Origin of the sequence: Litorihabitans aurantiacus, from assembly GCF_030161595.1 — a bacterium.
GTDB classification, from domain to species: domain Bacteria; phylum Actinomycetota; class Actinomycetes; order Actinomycetales; family Beutenbergiaceae; genus Litorihabitans; species Litorihabitans aurantiacus.
The window spans coordinates 3089743-3111457 of the sequence record NZ_BSUM01000001.1 but is presented as its reverse complement, the minus strand read 5'-3'; the positions used below and the strand labels follow the sequence as shown (position 1 = coordinate 3111457).

The 21715-nt window shown below is 73.6% G+C and carries 19 protein-coding genes and 2 pseudogenes; 15 read left to right on the top strand and 6 right to left on the bottom strand.

The genetic code is table 11. The features are described from left to right. Positions 1 to 91 precede the first annotated feature (91 nt). Positions 92 to 2590, bottom strand: a complete 2499-nt coding sequence (locus QQK22_RS14835; protein ID WP_284251735.1) for a galactose oxidase early set domain-containing protein — start codon at positions 2588 to 2590, stop codon at positions 92 to 94. A gap of 621 nt (positions 2591 to 3211) precedes the next feature. Between QQK22_RS14835 and QQK22_RS14830 the strand changes: the two genes are divergently transcribed. Next, positions 3212 to 4111 (top strand): hypothetical protein, encoded by a 900-nt coding sequence (locus QQK22_RS14830; protein ID WP_284251734.1) that lies wholly within the window; start codon positions 3212 to 3214, stop codon positions 4109 to 4111. Between the two features lie 96 nt (positions 4112 to 4207). On the opposite strand, the gene QQK22_RS14825 is transcribed toward QQK22_RS14830, so the two are convergent. The 3 genes from QQK22_RS14825 to QQK22_RS14815 all read right to left on the bottom strand — a co-directional run bounded on the left by QQK22_RS14825 (position 4208) and on the right by QQK22_RS14815 (position 7971). Beyond that, positions 4208 to 5215 (bottom strand): CNNM domain-containing protein, encoded by a 1008-nt coding sequence (locus QQK22_RS14825; RefSeq protein ID WP_284251733.1) that lies wholly within the window; start codon positions 5213 to 5215, stop codon positions 4208 to 4210. Next, a complete protein-coding gene (locus tag QQK22_RS14820; RefSeq protein WP_284251732.1) occupies positions 5212 to 6654 on the bottom strand; it encodes a hemolysin family protein in 1443 nt (480 codons plus the stop codon). Before QQK22_RS14820 ends, QQK22_RS14825 begins: the two co-directional genes overlap by 4 nt. 273 nt (positions 6655 to 6927) lie before the next feature. After that, positions 6928 to 7971, bottom strand: a complete 1044-nt coding sequence (locus tag QQK22_RS14815) for an ABC transporter substrate-binding protein (RefSeq protein ID WP_284251731.1) — start codon at positions 7969 to 7971, stop codon at positions 6928 to 6930. Between the two features lie 200 nt (positions 7972 to 8171). Between QQK22_RS14815 and QQK22_RS14810 the strand changes: the two are divergent. From QQK22_RS14810 to QQK22_RS14770, 9 genes and pseudogenes are all read left to right on the top strand, one after another. Next, positions 8172 to 9142: pseudogene (locus QQK22_RS14810) on the top strand (FecCD family ABC transporter permease). Beyond that, the gene (locus tag QQK22_RS14805; RefSeq protein WP_284251730.1) at positions 9139 to 10278 is read left to right on the top strand and encodes a FecCD family ABC transporter permease; all 1140 of its coding nucleotides are present in this window, start codon (positions 9139 to 9141) and stop codon (positions 10276 to 10278) included. The pseudogene QQK22_RS14810 and the gene QQK22_RS14805 overlap by 4 nt, the downstream one beginning before the upstream one ends. Then, complete coding sequence (locus QQK22_RS14800) at positions 10275 to 11117, top strand: ABC transporter ATP-binding protein (protein WP_284251728.1); 843 nt, start codon at positions 10275 to 10277, stop codon at positions 11115 to 11117. The genes QQK22_RS14805 and QQK22_RS14800 overlap by 4 nt, the downstream gene beginning before the upstream one ends. A 294-nt stretch (positions 11118 to 11411) precedes the next feature. Further along, complete coding sequence (locus QQK22_RS14795) at positions 11412 to 11666, top strand: type II toxin-antitoxin system Phd/YefM family antitoxin (RefSeq protein WP_284251727.1); 255 nt, start codon at positions 11412 to 11414, stop codon at positions 11664 to 11666. After that, the gene (locus QQK22_RS14790; RefSeq protein WP_284251726.1) at positions 11660 to 12040 is read left to right on the top strand and encodes a type II toxin-antitoxin system VapC family toxin; all 381 of its coding nucleotides are present in this window, start codon (positions 11660 to 11662) and stop codon (positions 12038 to 12040) included. The genes QQK22_RS14795 and QQK22_RS14790 overlap by 7 nt, the downstream gene beginning before the upstream one ends. A gap of 75 nt (positions 12041 to 12115) precedes the next feature. Beyond that, on the top strand, positions 12116 to 13357 hold the full coding sequence (locus tag QQK22_RS14785) for an MFS transporter (protein ID WP_284251725.1): 1242 nt from the start codon (positions 12116 to 12118) through the stop codon (positions 13355 to 13357). Continuing rightward, positions 13341 to 14090: a MerR family transcriptional regulator gene (locus QQK22_RS14780; protein ID WP_284251724.1), complete on the top strand. Its 750-nt coding sequence runs from the start codon at positions 13341 to 13343 to the stop codon at positions 14088 to 14090. The genes QQK22_RS14785 and QQK22_RS14780 overlap by 17 nt, the downstream gene beginning before the upstream one ends. Positions 14091 to 14223: 133 nt before the next feature. After that, positions 14224 to 14853: a DsbA family protein gene (locus QQK22_RS14775; RefSeq protein ID WP_284251723.1), complete on the top strand. Its 630-nt coding sequence runs from the start codon at positions 14224 to 14226 to the stop codon at positions 14851 to 14853. A 52-nt stretch (positions 14854 to 14905) separates the two neighbouring features. Then, positions 14906 to 15574, top strand: coding sequence for a vitamin K epoxide reductase family protein (locus tag QQK22_RS14770; protein WP_284251722.1), 669 nt, complete (start codon positions 14906 to 14908; stop codon positions 15572 to 15574). Between the two features lie 70 nt (positions 15575 to 15644). Here the strand turns inward: QQK22_RS14770 and QQK22_RS14765 are convergent, their stop codons facing one another. After that, complete coding sequence (locus tag QQK22_RS14765) at positions 15645 to 16691, bottom strand: NAD(P)-dependent alcohol dehydrogenase (protein WP_284251721.1); 1047 nt, start codon at positions 16689 to 16691, stop codon at positions 15645 to 15647. An 86-nt stretch (positions 16692 to 16777) separates the two neighbouring features. On the opposite strand from QQK22_RS14765, the gene QQK22_RS14760 reads away from it, so the two are divergent. Continuing rightward, positions 16778 to 16927 carry a hypothetical protein gene (locus QQK22_RS14760; RefSeq protein WP_284251720.1) on the top strand — a complete coding sequence of 50 codons (150 nt, stop codon included), beginning with the start codon at positions 16778 to 16780 and terminating at the stop codon, positions 16925 to 16927. An 11-nt stretch (positions 16928 to 16938) separates the two neighbouring features. Here QQK22_RS14760 and QQK22_RS14755 read toward each other — a convergent pair whose 3' ends face one another. After that, positions 16939 to 17994 carry a lactonase family protein gene (locus QQK22_RS14755; RefSeq protein WP_284251719.1) on the bottom strand — a complete coding sequence of 352 codons (1056 nt, stop codon included), beginning with the start codon at positions 17992 to 17994 and terminating at the stop codon, positions 16939 to 16941. A gap of 168 nt (positions 17995 to 18162) precedes the next feature. Here QQK22_RS14755 and QQK22_RS14750 point away from each other — a divergent pair, with 168 nt between their 5' ends. From QQK22_RS14750 to QQK22_RS14735, 4 genes and pseudogenes are all read left to right on the top strand, one after another. Further along, positions 18163 to 18885, top strand: coding sequence for a GntR family transcriptional regulator (locus QQK22_RS14750; RefSeq protein ID WP_284251718.1), 723 nt, complete (start codon positions 18163 to 18165; stop codon positions 18883 to 18885). After that, positions 18882 to 20167 (top strand): annotated as a pseudogene (locus tag QQK22_RS19395) (allophanate hydrolase); the annotation flags it as partial. The gene QQK22_RS14750 and the pseudogene QQK22_RS19395, both read left to right, overlap by 4 nt. Next, a complete protein-coding gene (locus tag QQK22_RS19390; RefSeq protein ID WP_431310195.1) occupies positions 20141 to 20701 on the top strand; it encodes an allophanate hydrolase-related protein in 561 nt (186 codons plus the stop codon). The pseudogene QQK22_RS19395 and the gene QQK22_RS19390, both read left to right, overlap by 27 nt. 31 nt (positions 20702 to 20732) lie before the next feature. Further along, positions 20733 to 21704 (top strand): ABC transporter substrate-binding protein, encoded by a 972-nt coding sequence (locus QQK22_RS14735; RefSeq protein ID WP_284251715.1) that lies wholly within the window; start codon positions 20733 to 20735, stop codon positions 21702 to 21704. The last annotated feature ends 11 nt before the right edge of the window (positions 21705 to 21715 follow it).

Here is a 21715-nt window from a genome sequence, read left to right as displayed (position 1 = left end):
GGGAGCCCTCGCCGTCGGGAGGTGGGTGCGGTGCCCCCGGCGCTCCTTCCGGCCCCCCGTCCCTCCGAGGCGCCGCGCCCGTCGGTCGCGGTCACGAGACCCACACCCAGCGGGCGACGGACGGCACGCCGTCGGTGTCGAGCACGGTGAGCATGTACGGCCCGGGGGGCAGCAGGTCGGGGTTGTCCGGCACCTGCGCCTCGAGCGTCCCGTCACCCGCGACCGGCAGATCGACCAGGCGCGCGTTGGTGTCGGTCTGGTGCGTGGAGGACATGGGCGACATCAGCGAGGCGGAGGCGATGTCACCCGTCGTCCCGAGCTGGATCCGCTGGCCGTAGGTGACCGCGTCCGGAGCGTCGGTGATGGTGGGCCGTTCCCCGGCGAACAGGTACGGCGGGGAGTAGACGGAGACCCGCATCTCGTAGGACCCGTCGCCCGGGTTGGAGCCGAAGACGGCGACCCGGCCGTCGTCGAGGACGACCGCGGTGGAGTGGTAGTTGCGGCCGACGGGGTCGGGCACCACCGGCGTCCAGCTCTCGTCGCCGGGGTCGAACAGGGCCGCTGTCCGCACGTCCCCCGTGCGGTTGTGGGTGGCGCCGTTGGCGGCCAGGACGCTGCGGTCGGGGAGGTTGACGAGGTTGACGTAGGTCTTGCCGGGCCCGGGCAGGTCGGCCACGGGGGTGTAGGCCGGCTGGGGGTCGGACAGGTCGATGACGTCGGCCAGGCTGATGGCGGGTGCGTTGAGCTCGGTGTGCCCGCCGCCGACGATGAGGACGCGCTGGTCCTGGGCGGGGGGCAGGAGGACGGAGGCGGCCTGGTCGCGCAGGTCTTTCTCGCGCAGGCCGGGGACGTCCCAGATCTGGGCGGTGCGCCAGTCGTAGAGGGAGGCGCCGGTGCCGGGTAGTCCGTTGCCGAAGGTGTGGGCGCCGGCGTAGAAGAGCATGCCGTCCTCCAGGAGGTACATGTGGGGGTAGGTGCCCCAGTAGCTCCAGGTCTGGGGGACCTGGTTCGACGGAAGCCAGGTCATGGTGGAGGTGTCGAACATCTGGGTCAGGACGGTGCCCTCGGCCTTCTCGTCGATGCCGCCGGCGGCCCAGACGTCGCCGTTGCCGAGCTTGGTCAGGGTCGGGTACCAGTGGGCGCCGGCCATGTCCGAGGTCGGGTGGAAGCTGTCGTCGGCGGGATCGAAGTAGTAGCTGGCATCCGTGCCGTCGAAGGTGGTGGGTCCGTCACCGGCACCCGGGTAGGACTCGGTACCGCCGGAGATGAGGACCTTGCCGTCGGGCAGCGTGACGTGGCCGGAGCAGAACATGTCGTAGGGCACGTCGATCTCGGTGTAGCTGTCGTCGGCCGGATCCCACACGGCCGCCGTGAAGGACCCGGCGTCGAACTGTGCCTGGTCGTTCCCGGAGCCGGCGACGAGGAGGACGCGTCCGTCGGAGAGCAGCGTCGTGTGCATCGCGCGGACCGGCATCTCGGAGTCCTGCACGTCCCACCGCCCGACGCTCTCGGGGCCGCCGGGCGGGACGGGCTCCTGCGCCACGGGTTCGAGCGCGTGGCCGGTGGTCAGGAGCTCTCCGTCGGCGGAGATCGCGACGCCGAACGAGACCCGGTCGACCCCGGCCGGGATCTCGGGCAGCGCGACGGTGCGCCGCTCCCACCCGGTCGTGGCCGGCAGCGCCGCGAGGTCGGTCCAGTACGACCAGCCGTCGGCGTCGTGCTTGAACACGGTCATCGTGGTGCGCGGGCTGGTCGAGCGGTAGTGGAGGCTCGCGGTGTAGAGACCACCGGCCGCGACGTCCGGTGCGCAGCCGATCTCCTGGGACTGGATGGCCTTGACGTCGCCGCTCACGTGGTTGGTCATCGTGAGCGCGAGGGACCGGGCGCCCGCGGGGGCGCCGTCGGGCACGTCCGTGGAGAACGCGGTCTCGACGTCGTTCTCGCCCCACCCGGCCGGCATCAGGCACGCGCGCTCGCCCTCGAGCTGCCACGGGTTGCCGACACCACCGCCCTCGGGCGCCGGTGGCTCGGGCTCCGGGGCCGCCGAGGCGGCGAGCGTGTAGTCGTCGGTCGTCAGCGTGCCCGAGGTGTCGAGCGAGAGGCCGAAGGTGATCCGCGAGGTTCCCTCGGGCACCGGTGGGGTGGTGGCACTCGCCTCGGCCCAGTCGGCCGTCGCCGGGAAGCGCCCGAGGTCGCCCCAGTAGACCCACCCCTGCGGCGTCTCCCGGAACACCGTCAGGGAGACGGGTGCCGAGGAGGAGTACGCGACGCCCAGGTCGACGGTCGCCCCGACGTCGACCGTCGGGGCGCACTGCGCCGACTCCGACATCATCAGCTTGCGGTCGCCGGCGGTGTGGTCGGTGATCGTGAGTCCGACGGCGCGGCCGCCTCCCCGGCCCGGCACGAGCGACCACTCCGCCTCGGTGCCCCAGCCGGCGGCCGTGAAGCAGGTCGGCCAGTCCGCGCCGTCCTCGAGGCCGGCGTTGACCACCGCTCCGGGGGCGGCGGAGGCACCCGGGTCGACGAGCGCGGGGGCGACCGCCAGGGCTGCCGCGGCAGCGGCGAGGGTGAGGACCCGTGTTCTTCTCATGCGACTTCCCCTTGCGGAGTGAACGGCTACCGACAGCGATCTCGTGGTGCACGACGGGGGATCGTCGGCGTCGAGATCCCCGTAGCGGCTTGCTGCGGCTCACCGTACGGACATTTCCGACACCCGCCAGGGGTTATCCACAGAATTGATCGAGTGGTGCGTCCGGCCTGCTCGTTTTGCTTTTCGCTATTCCAACTCGAACGCTTCACCAAGGTCGCGAAGAGCGCACGAGGGTGGCCTGTGCCGATCAGCAAGGATGCTCGGAGCGCGCTGACAGCGGTCACGGGTGCGATCCCGAGCGAGGTGAACGCCACCGCACCTCTGTGCGTGAGGAACGGCCAGCGACTAGCGCCAGCGTTTATCTTGCGTTTCGTTATCCCAACGTTTCGGCGTCCTTCTACGTCGGCAGCCAGAGGGTTCTCCGATTAATCGCGTCAGCAGCGCACCACAATCAGGTCACGAATCGGTGACGGCTGCGAGAGTGTTGGCCTCCGCTCCGCCCGTGCTGTAACGGACGACGCCCCTCGGTGGGAGCCGCCTGTGAGGGCATCGGGCGTGCGCCGGCCCCGGGCAGTGACACCAGCTCCCCCGCCCGACGACGCTCTCCCCTAGCGTCGGCCCATGAGATCGATCGCCGACGACCTGCTCGCCGCTGCCGACGGCGACGTCGAGCCCGCCACCGCCAAGGCCCTCGCGAAGGCCGCGAAGACCCTGACCGGGTACAGCCGCGCACCCGGCAAGACCGCGGAGGCGGTGCGCGTCGCGCGCGTGCTGACCCCCGCGGTCGTCGACGTGATCGGTGCGAGCCTGACGGAGGTGTTCCTCGCGGACGCCGCCGACCCCTCGCTCCGGCTCGGCGCCGTCGTCGAGGTCCGGTACGGCGTGTGCGCCGTGCTCGTGGCCGCCGGCGCCGAGGACGTCGAGCTGGGTGCGAGCGGGCGGCGCGCCGCCGAGGCGCTCGTCCCGCTCGTCGACGGCCTCACGCCGGGCGAGGCCGAGGCCGTCCTGCACCTGACCACGCTCGTCCCGGACTCCCCGGTCGCGGCACCGCTGGCCGCCGTCGCGACGGCCCGACTCGAGCGCGAGCCCGCCACCCCCGCGCGCCGCTGGGTCGAGGGTCTCGGCATCACCGGGCTGCCGCTCGCGCGCTGGGAGGTGGCGGTCGAGGTCCCGGGCGAGCTGCGCCTGGTGCTCTCCGTCTCGGACCTGCCGGGATCGCGCTCGTTCTTCACCGTGTACGTCACCGGGACCTCGCGATACACGACGATCCTCGGCGACGACCACACGCGATCGGGTCAGGTCGTCGCCTTCGATCACCGGAGCGATCCCGAGATCGCAGGCCGGATCGGTGCGCCCGCCGCCATCGAGGACTTCCCGCGGGTGGTCACGGACATGCTGGCGGCGAGCCCCGCCGTCGCGCTCGACCCCGCCGCCGCGAAGGTGCGCCCGTACCCGCGCACGCTCCTGAGCGCCGCGGACAGGAAGCGGATCATCGCCTGGGTGAGGGGCGCGACGGCGTAGCACGCCGCGCTCCGAGGACGAGACACGAACGGCCCGCCACGGAGAGTTCCGTGGCGGGCCGTTCCGTGCGTCGAGGGGTGGGGCGTCGTGCGCCCGTCAGGCCGTCGCGACGGGCAGCAGCCGCGTCACGAGATCGGAGATCGTGACGACGACGTGGCGGTCCCCGTCGCGCACCACCGCCAGCTGCGCGCTGTTCTCGCGCATCTCGGTGAGCGCCTCCCACGCGGGGACGGCTGCGTCGAGCGCCAGCACGGGCCGCGCGACCGGGGCCGCCGGAGCCTCCCCGGGCAGGAGCAGGGTGTCGCGCACGTGGACCACCTGGACCGGTACGCCTGCGGCGTCGAGCAGCAGCACCCGCAGGTGGCCGCTGCTGCGAGCCTCCTGCGCCACCTCGGCGACCGACGCCTCGAGCGGGACCCCCGAGGCCGTGCTCGACGCCTGCGCGAGGTCGGCGAGGCCGAGCTGCTGCAGGTCCAGCGCGTGGGAGATCTGCGAACGCAGCTCGGGCTCGAGGACCCCGACCTGCTCCGAGTGCTCCACGAGGCTCCTGATCGTGGCGACGTCCCGACCGCCGACGGCGGCGCGGTCCACGGGTGTGACACCGGCGCGGGCGACGAGCCGGTTCGCCAGGCGGTTGATCAGGGTGAGCAACGGCTGGAAGACCCGCATCACACCGCGTGCCGGCAGCGAGACCAGACGCGCAGCCGTCTCCGGGTGCGCGATCGCCCAGGACTTCGGGGCCATCTCGCCGACGACGAGGTGCAGGAAGGTGACGACGAACAGCGACAGCGCGAACGAGGAACCGCCCGCGAGCCAGGACGGCACGTTCCACCCGAGCAGGACGTCGCGCAGCGCGTAGTCCATCGCTGGTTTCGTGATGGCACCGAGTGCGAAGGTGCACGCGGTGATCCCGAGCTGCGCGGTCGCCAGCATCATGGTGAGGTCGTTCATGCCGCGCAGTGCAGCGCGCGCGGAGCGGTCCGTGGGCGCGAGCGCCTCGAGACGGTGGCGACGGGCGCCGATGAGGGCGAACTCGATGACGACGAAGAACGCGCTGAGCGCGATCAGGGCGATCGTGGCGAGGATCACGACGGGGGCGCTCATGACCGCTCCTCAGGCTGGTGCTCGGTTCGTGGTCGTTCCGCCTCATCCGTCGCGGGCTCTCCCGGAGGGGTTCCGGTGTCGCCACCGTCGAGCGCCTCCTCGTGCAGGGTCAGCCGGACGCGCGAGGGCACGTGGCGGTCGACCTCGATCGTCTCGACGACGGCGAAGCGTCGGACCGGGTTCTCCTCGAGGAGGTCCTCGCCCACGATCGGCAGGTCGACCCGCTGGGTCTCACCGACGTCCGGCAGGCCCTCGCGCATGTCGATGAGCAGACCGGCGACCGTCTCGTAGTCACCGCGGGGGAGGTCGTGCCCGATGGTGCGCTCGATCTCGTCGAGGTGCGCCTCGCCGTCGACCAGCCAGCTCGTGTCGGACTCCTGGGTGACCCCCTCGATCTCGCGCTCGACGTCGGTGGGGTCGTGCTCGTCGGTGATGTCCCCGGTGAGCTCCTCGGTCAGGTCCTCGATCGTGAGGAGTCCGACGAAGCCGCCGTACTCGTCGATGACGCACGCGAGCTCGTTGCGCGAGCTCTGCAGCTCGGCGAGAGCGACGGGGAGCTTCATCGCCGTCGGGAGCACCAGGGGCTCACGCATGATCGCGGTCACGGGACGCTCGTCCTCGGCGTCGCACCCGAGGACCCGGACGAGGTCGACGACACCGATCGGTTCGAACCGCTCGTCGACGACGGGGTAGCGCGTGTGCGCCGCCGCCATGAGACGGCGCACCTCCGCCACGGTGGTCTCCGACGTCACGACGTCGGTCCGGACGCGGGGGATCATCGCGTGGTCGACCTCGCGCTCGGGGAAGTCGAGGATCCGGTCCAGCATCAGCGAGAGGTCGTCGGGCAGGTCACCGCTCGCTCGCGAGTCGTCGATGATGTGGCCGAGGTCCTCGGCGCTCGCGCTCGAGTCGACGTCGTGCACGGGTTCCACCCGCAGCAGACGGAGCAGCGCGTTGGACGCCTTGTCGAACAACGTGATCAGCCAGCCCATGACGGCCAGGTAGATCAGCGTGGACCGGGCCAGGGCCAGCGCCATCGGCTCGGGGTTCGCGATCGCGAGGTTCTTCGGGAAGAGCTCGCCGAAGATCATCTGCACGACCACCGAGAGCAGCAGCACGACGAGCGTGATGACGCCGATCGCTCCGGCCACGCCGATGAGGTCCGCGAGCGAGCCACCGACGAGCGGTTCGGCGACGTACCCGACGAGGAGGCCCGTGACGGTGATGCCGAGCTGGGCGCCCGAGAGCATGAAGGACGTGCGCCGCGTGACCTCGAGCGCGCGTTGGGCGCGACCGTCCCCCGACGCGGCGCGGGCGCGCAGGGTCGACCGGTCGACCGACATGTAGGCGAACTCCTGCGCGACGAAGTAGCCGTTGGCGGCGATGATCACGAGGATGAGGACGATTCCCAGGACCAGGAGGAGGACGTCGCTCAGCACGCCGGGCTCGTCACGGGTGCGAGGGGAGGGGGAGCCGGTGGAGCGGGGGCTCGGAAGAAGCAGAGTGTCGGCGGATGAGCCGGACTGTCACTGGCCACGGGGCCGGTACCTCCAGGAGTCGGGGGGCGAGAGTGCCCCGGGGCGCACATCTTTTCACGAGCGGCGCGGCGGCGCCCCGCGCAACACCGGGGCCCGGATGCAGCAGGCGCCCCACCGCGCCCCGGCGGTCGCCGTGGGGACGTGGTGGGGCGCCTGCGCACCGCCGTCGTCGACTCAGGACGCGGGCAGCGCCTCCTCGAGCAGCGGGGTGAGGTTCTCCACCGTGTAGAGCGAGGACTGCGGGGAGCCGAGGGAGTAGGCGTTCGAGATGTCGCCGTCGATCACGACGGCGCGCCCCTCCTGCACGGCCGGCAGCTCCAGCCACTGCGGGTCCTCCGTGATCTCCGTCGTGTCGATGAAGATCGGGAACGCCACGATGAGGTCGGCCTCGATGAGGTCGAGCTCCTCGCTCGAGATCGACACCGAGAAGCCGCCCGAGTTCACCGGGAGCTCAGCGATCGTCGGGTTCTGCACGAAGCCGAACTTCGCGAGCGTCTCGATGCGGTTGCTGCCGGCGATGTAGGCGCCCCAGCCCTCGCTCGTGCGCGTCGCGGCGGTGACCGTCAGGCCCTCCCACTCCGGGTGGGCCTCGGCCGCGGCGGCGTAGGCGTCGTCGACCTCCGCGATGATGCGCTCACCCTCCTCGGGCACGCCGAGCGCCGTCGAGATCATCTCGACCTGCTGCGCCTGGGTGGTCAGGTAGCTCTCGCCGCCCTCGGGGATGCCGACGGTCGTGGCGATTCCCGACAGGCGGTCGTAGCGCGCCTGGTCGCCGCTGCCGCGGACGTCGAGGATGAGGTCGGGCTCGAGGGCCGCGATGGCCTCGTAGGAGGGCTCGAGCGTCTCGATGATCTCCGGCGCGGTGTCGTACTCGCCCTCGGCCCACGGGCCGACGCCCTCGCCGCCGAAGCCCAGCCAGTCGGAGGCGCCGACCGGCTGGTACCCGAGCGCGAGCGCGGTCTCGGCGTCCGCCCAGCCGAGCGCGACGATCCGCTCGGGCGCCTCCTCGATCACGACGTCGCCGAACGCCGTCTCGACCGTCTGCGGGAACGTGCCGACGGCGTCGCCACCCGTCCCGGAGGTCTCCTCCGAGCCCCCGGTGTCCTCCGATCCGCCGCCCGTGGGGGTCGCGTCGTCGGTGTCGCCGGAGCCGCTGCACCCGGCCAGCATCAGCGTCGCACCTGCGGCCACGGCCGCGAGCTTGTGTGCCAGTCTCATCTCGTCCTGCTTCCACGATCGGTGGTCCCGGCGCGACGGCGGCCCGGCCGCCCGTCCGCGGACGCACCCCTGACGGGGCGCTCGGCTGAGGGTAGCCTCACCTCGTGGCCAGCACGCAAGCCCCCGTCGCGACGGCGTCCGACGCCGTGGCGGCGGACCCCCGCCCGCGCCCGCCCGTGGCGCGCCGCGCCGTCGGGCTGATGCTCATCGCGGTCACGCTGCTCGCCGTCGTGGCGCTCAGCCTCGCGATCGGGGCGCGCGACGTGGCGCTCGGCGCCGTGTGGAGCGAGCTGGTGGGTGGCGGCAGCGCCGACCCCCAGGCCGCCGGGGTGCTCGCGCTGCGCGTGCCGCGCACGGTGCTCGGCCTGCTGGTCGGAGCCGCGCTGGGTGCGGCCGGCGCCCTCATCCAGGCCGTCACCCGCAACCCGCTGGCCGATCCCGGCATCCTGGGGGTCAACTCGGGCTCGGCGTTCGCCGTCGCCATCGCCGTCGGGGTCCTGGGCGTGAGCTCGCCGACCGGCTACCTCTGGTTCGCGTTCGCGGGAGCGCTCGTGACGACCGTGGTCGTCTACCTCATCGGTGCCGCGGGGAAGGGCTCCGCGAGCCCGGCGCGCATGATCCTCGCGGGCGTCGCGATCGGCGCGGTGCTGGCCGGCATCACCTCGGCGATGGTGCTCGCCGACCCGCGCGGCTTCAACGCGATGCGGGCGTGGGAGGCCGGTGCCATCGCCGACCGCGGCTGGGGCGTCGTGACGGCGACGGCGCCGTACCTCGCCGTCGGGCTCGTGCTGGCGCTCGCGCTCGGGCGCTCGCTCAACGCCGTCGCGCTCGGCGACGACCTGGCCCGCTCGCTCGGCTCGAACGTCATGCGCACGCGCGTGCTGTCCTTCGTCGCGATCACGCTGCTGTGCGGCGGGGCGACGGCGATGGCCGGCCCGATCGCGTTCGTCGGGCTCATGATCCCGCACGTGGCCCGCTGGATCGTCGGGCCGGACCAGCGCTGGATCGCGGCCTACTCGATGCTCCTGGGCCCGATCCTGCTGCTGGCGGCCGACGTCCTCGGCCGCATCCTCCTGCGGCCGGGGAGATCCCGGTCGGCGTCGTGACCGCGTTCGTCGGTGCGCCGGTCCTGGTGCTGCTGGTCCGCCGGCAGCGGGCGAGCGCGCTGTGAGCCGGGGGCGGGAGCCGGACGCGGTCGTGCGGGTCGCGGACGCGGCCGACGGCGCACCCGCGCCGGGCGACCCCGAGGCCCGCGACGCCGTCGGCACAGCCGCGCTCACCGGCGACGGATCGGGCCGCGAGCCCGCAACCACCGAGGGTCGGCGCCCGCGCGCACGGGGCGTCGTGGTCGGCAGCGCGACGGCGGTGGTCACCCTCGTCGTGGCGCTGGTCGCCCTGTCGCTCGGCGACTACCCGCTCACGCTCGGCAAGGTCGCGGCGTCCTTCGTCAGCGACACCGGCTTCGCCCGCACCATCGTGCTCGAGTGGCGGCTGCCGCGCGTCCTGGCGGCGATCGCCTTCGGCGCGGCGCTCGGCGCGTCCGGCGCCCTGTTCCAGACGCTCACGCGCAACCCGCTCGGCTCGCCCGACGTCATCGGGTTCTCCACGGGCGCCTACACCGGCGCGATCGTGGTGATCACGCTGGGCGCGGGCGGCGTCGTGGGGACCTCGGTCGGGGCGCTCGCCGGGGGACTGGCGACGGCGCTCGTGGTCTACCTCCTGGCCTGGCGGCGCGGCGTGGCGGGGTTCCGGCTGATCGTCGTCGGCATCGCCGTCACGGCCGTGCTCACCAGCCTGAACAACTACCTGCTGCTGCGCGCGCAGACCGAGGTCGCCATGGCCGCCTCGATCTGGGGCGCCGGGTCGCTGGCGCTCGTGGGCTGGGAGCAGCTCGCCGTCGTCGGACCGATCCTCGTGGTGCTGGCGTTCGCGACGGCGCTCGTGGTCCCCCCGCTGCGGCAGCTCGAGCTCGGCGACGACGCGGCGCGCGCCCACGGGGTGCCGGTGGAGCCGGCGCGGCTCGCGGTGGTGGTCGTCGGCGTCGCCCTCATCGCGATCGTCACCGCGGCGTGCGGCCCGATCGCGTTCGTGGCGCTCGCGGCGCCCCAGATCGCGAAGCGGCTGCACGCGGGGGCCGGGATCCCGGTCGCCGGCGCGGCCGGCCTCGGCGCGGTGCTCCTGCTCGTGGCCGACACACTCGGTCAGCACGTCCTGCCCGGGGTCACCCCGGTCGGCATCGTCACCGTCGTCCTCGGCGGCGTCTACCTCATCGTCCTCCTCGTCAAGGAAGCACGGCAGCGCCTGTGACCGACCTCGCGACCACCCCCGCACCCACGTCGACGTCGCGGCTCGCCGCCGACGGCGTCAGCCTCGCCTACGACCGGCGCCTCGTCTCGTCCGGCCTGACCGTCGCCGTGCCCGACGACTCCTTCACGGTCATCGTCGGACCGAACGCGTGCGGCAAGTCGACCCTGCTGCGGGCGCTGGCGCGGCTGCTGCGGCCGACGGCGGGCGCCGTCGTGCTCGACGGCCGCTCGATCGCCCAGTACAAGGCGAAGGAGGCGGCGCGCATCATCGGGCTGCTGCCGCAGACCTCCACCGCGCCGGACGGCATCACCGTGGCCGACCTCGTGGCGCGCGGCCGCTACCCGCACCAGGGCCTCATCCGGCAGTGGACGCTCGCCGACCAGCGCGCCGTGGAGCAGGCGATGGTCTCCACGAACGTCGCGGAGCTGCGGCAGCGGCACGTCGACGAGCTGTCCGGCGGCCAGCGGCAGCGGGTCTGGGCGGCGATGGCGCTGGCGCAGGAGACGCCGATCCTGCTGCTGGACGAGCCGACCACCTACCTCGACATCGCGCACCAGATCGAGCTGCTCGACCTGTTCGCCGACCTGCACGAGGCCGGCAGCACCCTGGTCGCCGTGCTGCACGACCTCAACCACGCCGCCCGCTACGCCACCCACCTCATCGCGATGCGCGCCGGCGAGGTGGTGGCGCAGGGCGCGCCGAGCGACGTCGTGACCTCGGACATGGTGCGCGAGGTGTTCGGGCTGGAGTGCCAGGTGGTCGAGGACCCCGCCACCGGGACGCCGCTGGTGGTGCCGGAGTCGCGCGCGGCGCGCGCGACCGCTCCGCGCCCTCGCTGACGGCGCGGCCCTCGCTGACGACGGCGCGGCCTTCGCTGACAGCGGCTGCGTCTCGCTCGGAGCGGCTGAGTGTCGCCGCCGACGGCGTGTCCGCGGCGACACGCCGCGCGACGGCCGGTGGCCGCGCCGTCAGCCGCTCCCAGCGAGGGGCCAGCCGCTGGTGGCGAGGGCCCAGCCGCCGGGGCGAGGGGCCTGCGGGCGGAGTGCGGCGACGGCGGCCGACCTGACCACCGCCTCGATGTCAGTGGTCCAGGCAGACACGCTGGTCGCCTAAGTCGGACTAGACTCGGGCGCATGCCCACCATCGTCAACATGCACGAGGCCAAGACGCACCTCTCGCGACTGGTCGAGCGGGTGCTCGCGGGCGAGGAGGTCGTGATCGCCCGTGCCGGCCGCCCGGTCGCCGAGCTGCGACCCGTGGGCCGACCCGACCTCGCCTTCGGGGGACTCGCGGGTCAGATCTCCTACGACGACGAGGCCTTCGGCGAGGCCGCGGACGCCGAGGTGGCTGCCTTGTTCGACGGCGACCCGGCCGGCGCCGCATGCTGATCGACAGTCATGTGCTGCTGTGGCTGCTGGCCGACGACGACCGCCTCGGTGCTGCGGCTCGGACCCGGCTGACCCGTGCCGCGCGCGTCCACGTCTCGGCCATCACGTTCCTCGAGCTGACGATCAAGGCGATGCTCGGCCGGGTGAGCACGCCCGAGCGCTTCGCCGAGCTGGTCGCGCAGCAGGGCCTGCACCACGCCCCGTTCACGGCCGAGGATGCGGAGGCGGTGCGGCTGCTGCCCGGCCTCGACCGCCACGACCCCTTCGACCGGTCGCTGCTCGCCCAGGCGCAGCGCCAGGGCTGGGACTTCATGACCGCAGACGCGCGCCTGCTCGCCCTCGGTCTCGCCGGAACGGTCGACGCCCGGCTCTGAGGCCGGGCCGGGCGGAGGGCCCGCGATCGCCGCCGCCTTGACCCCGACGCGACGTCGGGGTGTGGAGTCGCAGCCATGCCACTCGTCGCGCTCGCCTACCTCGCCTCCCACCTGCTCTCGCTGCTCGGCAACGGCATCGCCGCCGTCGCGCTGCCCCTGATCGTCCTGCAGGTCACCGGCAGCCCGCTCAGCATGGGCGCCATCTCCGCGGCCACCGCGGTCCCGGCCGTGCTGATCGGCCTGGCCGCCGGCGTCGTCCTCGACCGGTGGAACCGACGCACGCTGTCGGCGACGTCGGACGTGATCTCCGCCGTCGCGATCGCGGCGCTCCCGGTGGTGGACGCGCTGGTCGGGTTGGAGCTGTGGTGGTTCGTGGTCCTCGGGATCCTCGGGGCGTTCGGCGACGTGCCGGGCATGACGGCGCGCGAGGTGCTCGTGGCCGCCGTCGCACGCCGCAGCGGTGTACCGCTCGAGCGGCTCGTGGGGCTGCGCCAGGCGCTGACGTCGGCGGCCCTCGTGATCGGGCCGGCGCTCGCCGGCACGCTGATCGCCCTGCTCGGCACGACCGGGGTGCTCGTGGTCACGGCGGCGACGTCGACGGCGGCCGCGCTGGTCACCCTCCTGCTCCCGCGCGACATCGGGCGCGTGGGGAGCGACGGCGCTCCGGCGCCCGACGGCGTCGCCCCCGACGCCGTCCCCGCCGAGACCCCGTGGCAGCAGATCACCGGGGGTGTGGCGGTGCTGCGCCGCAGCCGCCTGCTGGTCGCCACCATCGTGCTGATCCTCGGCCTCGCCACGGTGCTGGCGGGGATGCAGGGGCTCGTGCTGCCGGTGCACTTCACGGTGCTCGCGCGGCCGGAGCTCCTCGGGCTGGTCCTCACGGCGCTCGCGCTCGGGATGCTGGTGGGCGCGGCGCTGTACTCCGGTCTCGCGCGGCGGCTGTCGCAGGGGGCGTGGCTCGGGGCCGGGGCGCTGCTGGTGACCGCCGGGTTCGTCGCGGTCTCGACCCTGGCGTCGCTGCCGGTCGTCTTCGCGGGCGCCGCCGTCGTCGGGCTCGGGAACGCGATGCTCGGGGCCGTGCTCGGCGTCCTCCAGGTCCGGCACACGCCCGACGCCGCGCGCGGACGCGTGCTCGCGCTGCAGAACTCGGCGCTCCTCGTGGCGGCCCCGCTGGGGATCGCGGGAGCCGGTGTGCTGGCGGGCGTCGCGAGCGCGTCGGTCGCGGCCTTCGCGCTCACCGGGGTGTGGGTGCTCGCGCTCGCGGTGGTGCTCGCGAGCCGCTCGTTGCAGAATCGCCCGCATGGGGCGCCCGCATGAGCTGCTGACGCACGAGCTGGCGGAGCTCGCCGGCGTCACGCCGCGGACGCTGCGGCACTACCACCAGATCGGGCTGCTCGAGGAGCCCGAGCGGTCCTCGGGCGGCTACCGGCGCTACACCGCGCGCCACCTCGCGATCGTGCTGCGCATCGGCCACTTCACCGCGCTCGGCGTCCCGCTGGCGCAGGTCGCACGCGTGATCGACGACGACGCGGCGGCCGCCGACCTCCTCGCCACGATCGACGCGGACCTGGCCGGGCAGGAGCGCGAGCTGGCCCGCCGTCGGGCACGCATCACGACGCTGCTCACGCACCACGGGAGCGCCGACCTGCCCGAGGCGCTGCTGCCGCACGCGCAGCGCCTGCGCTCGGCGGCCGGCGCCACGGCCGCCGAGCGCCGGCACGAGCGCGAGCAGCTCGTGCTCCTCGCGCACCTGAGCGCGGGCGCGAGCAGGTGGTTGGCGGACCTGCTCGACGCGCTCGCCGCGTCCGGCGCGGACCACACCGCGCTCGTCGACGACTTCGCGCGCCTGGGCCCGGAGACGACCCCGCAGGAGGAGGCCGACCTCACCCGCCGTCTCGTGGAGCTCCTCGGGCCCGCGCTCCGCGACGCCGAGCGACCCGTGATCGACCGGCGCTCGGACGAGCTCCTCGCGCACCACCGGGCGGGCTCGGTCAACGAGTCGCAGGCGAGGGTGCTCGCCCACCTCACGGCGGCCGTCGACGGCGTCTGAGCTGCGCGGGAGGGCCGCCGTTCCCAGGAGACGCCCAGGAGGCCCGGCTACGCTCCGACCGTCGGCGGGGCGACGGCGCCGCTCCGGACCCCCGGCGCCGCCACCCGCACACCACTCCTCGAGCAGGGACCACGTGACCCGCAGCAGAACCCTGACGCTCGGCCTCCTGCTGGTGGCCGTGCTGGCCCTGGTCGTGGCCGTCGTCGTGACGCGGCAGCCCGCTCCCGGCCCCGGGTCGGCCGCCACGACCCTCGTGCGCGAGGACAGCCCCCGGCTCACCGGCGGGGACGAGGTGCAGGTGGTGGAGTACCTCGACTTCGAGTGCGAGTCCTGCCTGCTGATGCACCCCTTCGTCGAGGACCTCAAGGAGACCTACGGCGACCGGATCGAGCTCGTGGTGCGGTACCTGCCGCTCCACGTGAGCTCGGTCAACGCGGCGCTCGCGGCCGAGGCGGCGGGCAACCAGGGTGCCTACGAGGAGATGTACGACAGGCTCTTCGCCGGTGCGGAGGAGTGGGGCCACCAGCAGACGCCCGAGCGCGAGCAGTTCTTCGTCTACGCGGAGGAGCTCGGGCTCGACATGGAGCGGTTCACCGCCGACTTCGACGCCCCCGCGACGCTCGCCGTCGTGGAGCAGAGCGAGGCCGACGCCCGGGCCAACGGCGTCACGAGCACCCCGACCTTCTTCGTGGACGGTGAGCGCCTCGAGCTGACGCGGACCGACGACGTCGCCCGCGCCGTGGCGGAGGCGCTCGGTGACTGAGTCGGAGGTGCGTGAGGTGACGACGAGGAGCACGAGGAGCGAGGATGGCGACGTGGCGATCGATGTGAACGACGACGTGGACGGTGCGGCCGAGGGCGTGGACGAGGACGAGCTCGGTCTCGACGCGCGACCCACCCGTGACTCGCGCGCCTTCGCGGTGGCCGTCGTGGCGCTCGCGAGCGTGGGGCTCCTGGCCGCGTTCGTGCTGACGATCGAGCGCCTCGCGCTCATCGCCGACCCGAGCTACGTGCCGAGCTGCAGCTTCAACCCGATCCTCACGTGCACGTCGGTGATGACGTCGCCGCAGGCGGCGCTGTTCGGCTTCCCGAACCCTCTGATCGGCGTCATGACCTTCCCCGTGGTGATCGCCACGGGCGCGGCGCTGCTGGCCGGCGCCCGCCTCGCGCGCTGGTACTGGCTCGGGCTGCAGGCGGGGGTGACGCTCGCCGTCGTCTTCATCCACTGGCTGATCGTGTCGAGCCTGTACTCGATCGGCGCGCTGTGCCCCTACTGCATGGTCGTGTGGGCGGTGACGATCCCGCTGTTCGTCATCGTGACCGAGCGCAACCTCCGCCTCCTGCCGAGCGACGTCGACTCGCCGTGGGCCCGCGCCGGGCGCTGGGTCCAGGGCTACCGGACGCCGATCCTCGTGCTGTGGTTCCTGCTCGTGATCGGCGCGATCGCGGTGCGGTTCTGGGACTTCTGGATCACCCTGTTCTGATCCGCGTGGTCGCCGACCGCGACGCCGCCCCGCGACCGGCGGTCACCGGTCGCGGGGCAGCCAGGTCAGGTCAGGCGAGCGTCGCGACGTCGATCACGAAGCGGTAGCGCACGTCCGACGCGAGCACGCGCTCGTAGGCGTCGTTGATCTCCTCGGCCCCGATGAGCTCGGTCTCGGGCTCGATCCCGTGCTCGGCGCAGAAGTCGAGCATCTCCTGCGTCTCGGCGATGCCGCCGATGGCCGAGCCGGCCCAGCTGATGCGGCGGGGGATGAGCGCGAACGCCGGCACCGGCAGCGGCTCCGAGGGTGCGCCGACGTTGACGAACGTGCCGTCCACCGCGAGCAGGTTCAGGTGCGCGGCCATGTCGATCGAGGCCGAGACGGTGTTGATGACGAGGTCGAACGAGCCGGCCAGCTTCTCGAAGGTCTCGGGGTCCTTCGTGGCGTAGTAGTGGTCGGCCCCGAGACGCAGCCCGTCCTCCTTCTTCGACAGCGTCTGCGACAGCACGGTCACCTCGGCGCCCATCGCGTGCGCGATCTTGACGGCCATGTGGCCCAACCCGCCCATGCCGACGACGGCGACGCGCGTGCCCGGCCCCGCCTCCCAGTGGCGCAGCGGCGAGTACGTGGTGATGCCGGCGCACAGGAGCGGCGCGACCTTCGCGGTGTCGAGGGTCTCGGGCACGCGCAGGACGAAGTCCTCGTTCACCACGACGGCCTGGGAGTAGCCGCCCTGCGTGGTGCTCCCGTCGGCGGGGTCGGTGCCGTTGTACGTCTGGATGTTGCCCTCCAGGCAGTACTGCTCCTGCCCGGCGCGGCACTGCTCGCACTCGCGGCAGGAGTTCACCATGCACCCGACACCGACGAGGTCGCCGACGGCGTGGCGCGTGACGCCGTCGCCCACCTCGCTCACGCGGCCCACGATCTCGTGGCCGACGACGAGCGGGTAGGCGATCTCACCCCACTCGCCGCGGACGGTGTGGATGTCGGAGTGGCAGATGCCGGCGTAGTCGATCTCGATCAGGACGTCGTGGGTCCCGACGTCGCGGCGCTCGATCGTGGTGCGCTCGAGCGGCGCGGTGGCGGACGTGGCGGCGTAGGCGGTGACGGTACGCATGATCTCCCTCGGTCGGAGGCTGATGTTGCCCCTCCACCGTAGGCAGGTCCCCACCGGTATGCGCTGTCCGGGTACCGTCCGCCGGTATGGACATCCCCTCGATGATCATGGGTGCCGCGATCGCGTCGATCCTGTGGATCGTGTACTACCCCTCGACGAAGCTCAAGCGTCTGAAGCAGCTCGAGGAGGAGGCGGCTCGGCCCGACGGCGCGTCCCCGCCGGACGCGGCGCCCTGAGCACCGCGCCGTCAGACGAAGCGGACCCAGTTCGCCCCCGCGCCCGTCTCGGTCTCCTGCAGGAGGGTGAGCCGGTCGCCGTCGACGGCGTAGAGCGAGACCGACGTCGAGCGCTCACCCGCCGCCACCAGGTGCGCGCCGTCGGGGCTGAGGGCGAAGCCGCGCGGCTGCGGCTGCGTCACGGTGAAGTGCGACGGCGCCGTCATCGCGCCGTCGGGGGCGACGGCGACCGCGGCGAGCGTGCTCGCCTGGCGCTCCGACGCCCACACGTGGCGCGTGCCGTCGACCGTGGGCGAACCCCAGTGGAGGTCGGCGGCCCAGATGACGTGGTTGTCCTGCGGGCTCAGCCCGAACCGGCTGACGTCCATCGCGGCCGACGGGTCGGACGCGGGGGCCGAGCCGACGAGCTCGAGCGTGCCGGTGGCGGCGTCGCGCGCGTAGCGCAGCACCTCGGCGGTGAACTCGGTCAGGACCAGCACGGATGCGCCGTCGTCGGAGATCACGTGGTGGCGCGGGCCGCTGCCGGCCGGGGCCGGGACGGTCTCGGGCGCGAGGGCGTGCAGCGCCATGTCCTCGCCGAGGGCGTACTGCGCGATCAGGTCGTCGCCGAGAGAGACGAAGTAGGCGTGCGCGCCGTCGGGGCTCGCGAGCACCGCGTGCAGGTTGGCGAACGCGACGCGTGAGACCGGCGCCGAGATCTCGCCGTCCTCCACGCGCGCCGTGAAGCCGTACCCGGCGCCGTAGGAGGCGGCCAGCAGGCCGGTCCCGCCGCGCGTCAGGGCGATGTAGTTGAGGCCGCCCTCGGGCAGGTCGAGGCGTGAGCGCGGGGTCAGGGCGCCGGTCTCGCGGTCGAGGTCGAGCGTGAGGATGCCGGCGTTCTCGCCGTCGTGGGAGGGCTTGACCGCCGCGTGCACGAGGTCGCGCTCGGCGTCGACGGCGAAGGTCGAGCAGCCGGTGATCCCGGGCGTGACGGCGAGGCGGGTGAGCTCGCCGTCCGCGAGGGCGAAGGTCGAGATGCTGCCGTCGCCGGCGTTGGCGACCAGGACGAGGGGCGCGTGCGTGCTCATCGTCCGAGCGTAGGTGCTGCGCGCGGCGCCGGGCCTGTCCGTGCCTGCCCGTGCCCATTCGTGCCGCGGCCGCCGACACGCAGAAGTTACGCGGCACGACGACGGTCGCGGCTGCCCGTCACCGCGATCTCACCTGCCCGAAACATGTGTGCGGCGAGATGTACAGCAATGGATACAACGCCGAACACCACGACGGACGCGGATCGCCCCGCGCGCCGGATCCCCGCGCGACAGCGGGTCTACGAGGAGCTGCTGACCGAGCTGCTCACCACGAACGTCTCGCCGTTCCACCGCTTCACGGAGGAGAACACCGCCGAGCGCTTCGGCGCGTCCCGCACCCCCGTGCGCGACGCGCTGCTGCGGCTCGAGGCCGACGGCGTGCTGGTGCGCCGGGACGGCGCGCTCTACCGCTACGTCCCCTCGGCCCGCGAGTTCTTCGAGCTGTACGAGCTGCGGGTCACGCTCGAGACCGCGGGTCTGGACCGTGCGCTGGCCGACCCGACCGTGCGCCACGACCGCGCCGCGCTCGAGGCCGAGCTGGCGGTGTGGGAGGAGCGCCGCGAGTCGACGCCGGACCCCTCGCCCCGGTTCGTGCTCGCGGACGAGCAGTTCCACGTCAGCCTGCTGGGTGCCGCCGGGAACTCCGAGGCCACCCGGGCGCTCGAGCGCGTGAACCGCCGGATCCGGCCGGTGCGCATGCACGACTACCTCACGCCCGACCGCATGGAGGCCACGGTCGCCGAGCACCTCGACATCCTCGAGCACGTGCTGCGCGGCGACGTCGCCGGGGCGCGCGAGCTGCTGACCTGGCACGTGGGCCAGAGCCAGCTGGTCGTGCACGCCCGCGCCGCGGCCGTCACCCCGTTCGGCCCCTCGGGGGAGGACCGATGACGACCGACGTCGCCGGCCCCGCGGCCGCACCCGCGGCCGCACCCGAGTCCGCACCCGAGTCCGCGGGAGGCCTCGACGCCGGCCGCCCCGACCCCGCCACGCTGGCGGACCGGCTCCGCGCCATCCACGCATCCACCGCTCGCGGCGACGCCCCCGCCGTGTGGATCCACCTGCGGCCCCTGGCCGACCTGCTCGTGGACGCCGCCACCCAGCAGGAGCGCGCCGACCGCGGCGAGCACCTCCCGCTTCTCGGGGTCGCGTGCGCGGTCAAGGACAACATCGACGTCGCCGGTACGCCCACGACGGCGGCGCACCCACCCTCGGCAGCGCTCGCCGACGCGGACGCACCCGCGGTGGCCCGACTCCGGGCCGCGGGGGCGGTCGTCGTCGGCAAGGTCAACATGGACCAGTTCGCGACCGGACTCGTCGGCACGCGGAGCCCCTACGGCGCGGTGCCGAGCGCCTCCTCGCCCGACCGCGTGGCCGGGGGTCGAGCTCGGGCTCGGGCGCCGCCGTCGGGCTCGGCCTGGTGGACGTCGCCCTCGGGACCGACACCGCGGGCTCGGGCCGCGTCCCGGCCGCGTTCAACCGCGTCGTCGGTCTGAAGCCGACGCTCGGGCTGGTGCCGAGCCGCGGCGTCGTCCCCGCCTGCCCGTCCTACGACACCGTCTCCGTCCTCGCCCGGGACCTCGCGACGGGGTGCGAGGTGCTGCGGGCGATCGCGGGGGTGGACGACGCCGACCCCACCTCGCGCCCCTGGTCCGCCACCGCGCCCCTGGCGGCACCGGTGCACCCCGTGCTGGCGGTGCCGGCCGAGCGCGACCTCGCCGTGCTCTCGCCGGCGATGCGGGCGGCGTTCGACGACGCGCTGCAGCGCCTGGCGGCGACCGGGTGCACGCTCCGGGAGGTGGATCTCACCCCGATGCTCGAGGCGGCGACCCTCCTCTACGGCGGCGGCCTGGTGGCCGAGCGCGCCTGGTCGTTCGGGACGACGCTGCGGGAGCGGCCCGCCGACGCCGACCCGACGGTGGCGGCCATCGCCGCGGCGGCCGGCGAGGTGCCGGGCGTGGCGGTCGTGCGGGACCAGCAGCGCCTGCGCACGCTGACGCACGCGGCGCGCGCGGCGCTGGCCGACACGGACGCGCTCGTGGTCCCCACCGCGCCCGACCACCCCACGCCGGAGGAGGTGGCGGCCGATCCCTTCGGCCGCAACGCGCGGCTGGGGACGTTCACGAACTTCGTCAATCTCATGGACATGGCGGCCGTGGCGGTGCCGAACACCGTCGTGCCGGGGGAGGGCGAGGCGGGTGTCACGCTCGTCGTCCCGGCCTTCCACGACCAGGTCGCCGCCGACCTCGCCGCCCGGTTCCTCTCCGCCGGGGACGGTGAGGTGCACGCCCCGCTGCTCGGCCAGGGCGGGGTGGACGTGGCCGTCTTCGGCGCGCACCTGCGCGGCCAGCCGCTCAACCGCCAGCTCCAGGGCCTCGGCGCCCGGTACCTGGCCGACGTCGCCACGGCGCCGCGCTACCGCATGCACCTCGTGCCGGGGGCGGTCGAGCGGCCGGCGCTCGTCGCCGTCGCGCCCGACGACGTCGCGGCGCCCGGCACGTCCGTCCCGGGCGAGCTGTGGCGCCTGCCGCGCGCCGCCGTCGTCGACCTCCTCCTCTCCATCCGCTCGCCCCTCGGGCTCGGCGACGTCGAGCTCGCCGACGGCACCACCGTCCTCGGCTTCATCGCCGGCACCGACCGCACCCACGACGACATCACCCACCACGGTGGCTGGCGCGCCTACCGCGCCGCGACCACCGCGTCCTGACCCGCCCCGACACGACCCGAACGAGGTTCCCGTGAAGACTCGCCCCGCCCTCTCAGCCCTCGCCGCCCTCGCCCTCACCGTCGTCCTGAGCTCGTGCTCGGTCGACGGCGGCACCACCAGCGCCGCCGACGACGAGCCCGGCTCGCTCACCGTCGGCACCCTGCGCGCGCAGCCCCACCTGTACACGCCGCACTTCTACCAGCAGTTCGCGCCCGAGGGCACCGACGTCGAGATCGTCCTGTTCGACACCTCCACCGACATCAAGAACGCGGTGGTGTCGGGGTCGATCGACGTCGGCGTGACCGGGGCCGCGTCCGTCATCGCCGGTGTCTCGCAGGGCGAGGGCGTGACGATCGTCGCCTCCTCGGCCGACGGCGGCACCCGGATCGTGGCCGACCCCGCCATCGCGACGGTCGAGGACCTGCGCGGGGCGACGGTCGGGTACCCGATGGGTGCGACGCAGGAGATCCTGCTCAAGCGCACCCTCGAGGCGCAGGGCCTCGACCCCGAGTCCGACGTCGAGCTCGTCAACCTCCCCTTCTCCGACATGGCCGCCGCGCTCGGCTCGGGACAGGTCGACGCGTTCATCTCGGCCGAGGTCGGCCCCTCGATCGCGATCGACGCCGGGGCGCACGAGCTCGTCTCCGCCTACGACACGCCGATCCAGCGCACCAACATCGTGCTCGCGGTCGCGACCGACCTCGTCGAGAGCGACCCCGAGCGCGTGCAGGAGATCGTCGACATGCACGTCGCCGCCACCGAGCTGATGGCCGACGACCCGCAGGTGTGGGCCGACGGCCTGGTCGAGACGTTCTCGCTCGAGCCCTCCGTGGTCGCGACCGCGATCGAGAACATCTGGCCGCGGTGGGAGCTCGACGCCGACTGGGTCGCCGGTCTGCAGGCGATGAACGAGGAGATGGCGGCCTTCGGCCAGACCTCGCAGGAGGCCGACCCCGAGGCGCTGGTCGACACGACCTTCGTCGACGCGAGCGATGAGGGCTGAGGCCCGCCGCG

What these genes read in the sequence shown, in the direction of transcription:
- QQK22_RS14835 (WP_284251735.1), bottom strand. Translation starts at nt 2,590, where the DNA reads ATGAGAAGAACACGGGTCCTCACCCTCGCCGCTGCCGCGGCAGCCCTG.
- QQK22_RS14830 (WP_284251734.1), top strand. Translation starts at nt 3,212, where the DNA reads ATGAGATCGATCGCCGACGACCTGCTCGCCGCTGCCGACGGCGACGTC.
- QQK22_RS14825 (WP_284251733.1), bottom strand. Translation starts at nt 5,215, where the DNA reads ATGAGCGCCCCCGTCGTGATCCTCGCCACGATCGCCCTGATCGCGCTC.
- QQK22_RS14815 (WP_284251731.1), bottom strand. Translation starts at nt 7,971, where the DNA reads ATGAGACTGGCACACAAGCTCGCGGCCGTGGCCGCAGGTGCGACGCTG.
- QQK22_RS14795 (WP_284251727.1), top strand. Translation starts at nt 11,412, where the DNA reads ATGCCCACCATCGTCAACATGCACGAGGCCAAGACGCACCTCTCGCGA.
- QQK22_RS14790 (WP_284251726.1), top strand. Translation starts at nt 11,660, where the DNA reads ATGCTGATCGACAGTCATGTGCTGCTGTGGCTGCTGGCCGACGACGAC.
- QQK22_RS14785 (WP_284251725.1), top strand. Translation starts at nt 12,116, where the DNA reads ATGCCACTCGTCGCGCTCGCCTACCTCGCCTCCCACCTGCTCTCGCTG.
- QQK22_RS14780 (WP_284251724.1), top strand. Translation starts at nt 13,341, where the DNA reads ATGGGGCGCCCGCATGAGCTGCTGACGCACGAGCTGGCGGAGCTCGCC.
- QQK22_RS14765 (WP_284251721.1), bottom strand. Translation starts at nt 16,691, where the DNA reads ATGCGTACCGTCACCGCCTACGCCGCCACGTCCGCCACCGCGCCGCTC.
- QQK22_RS14760 (WP_284251720.1), top strand. Translation starts at nt 16,778, where the DNA reads ATGGACATCCCCTCGATGATCATGGGTGCCGCGATCGCGTCGATCCTG.
- QQK22_RS14755 (WP_284251719.1), bottom strand. Translation starts at nt 17,994, where the DNA reads ATGAGCACGCACGCGCCCCTCGTCCTGGTCGCCAACGCCGGCGACGGC.
- QQK22_RS14750 (WP_284251718.1), top strand. Translation starts at nt 18,163, where the DNA reads ATGGATACAACGCCGAACACCACGACGGACGCGGATCGCCCCGCGCGC.
- QQK22_RS19390 (WP_431310195.1), top strand. Translation starts at nt 20,141, where the DNA reads ATGGCGGCCGTGGCGGTGCCGAACACCGTCGTGCCGGGGGAGGGCGAG.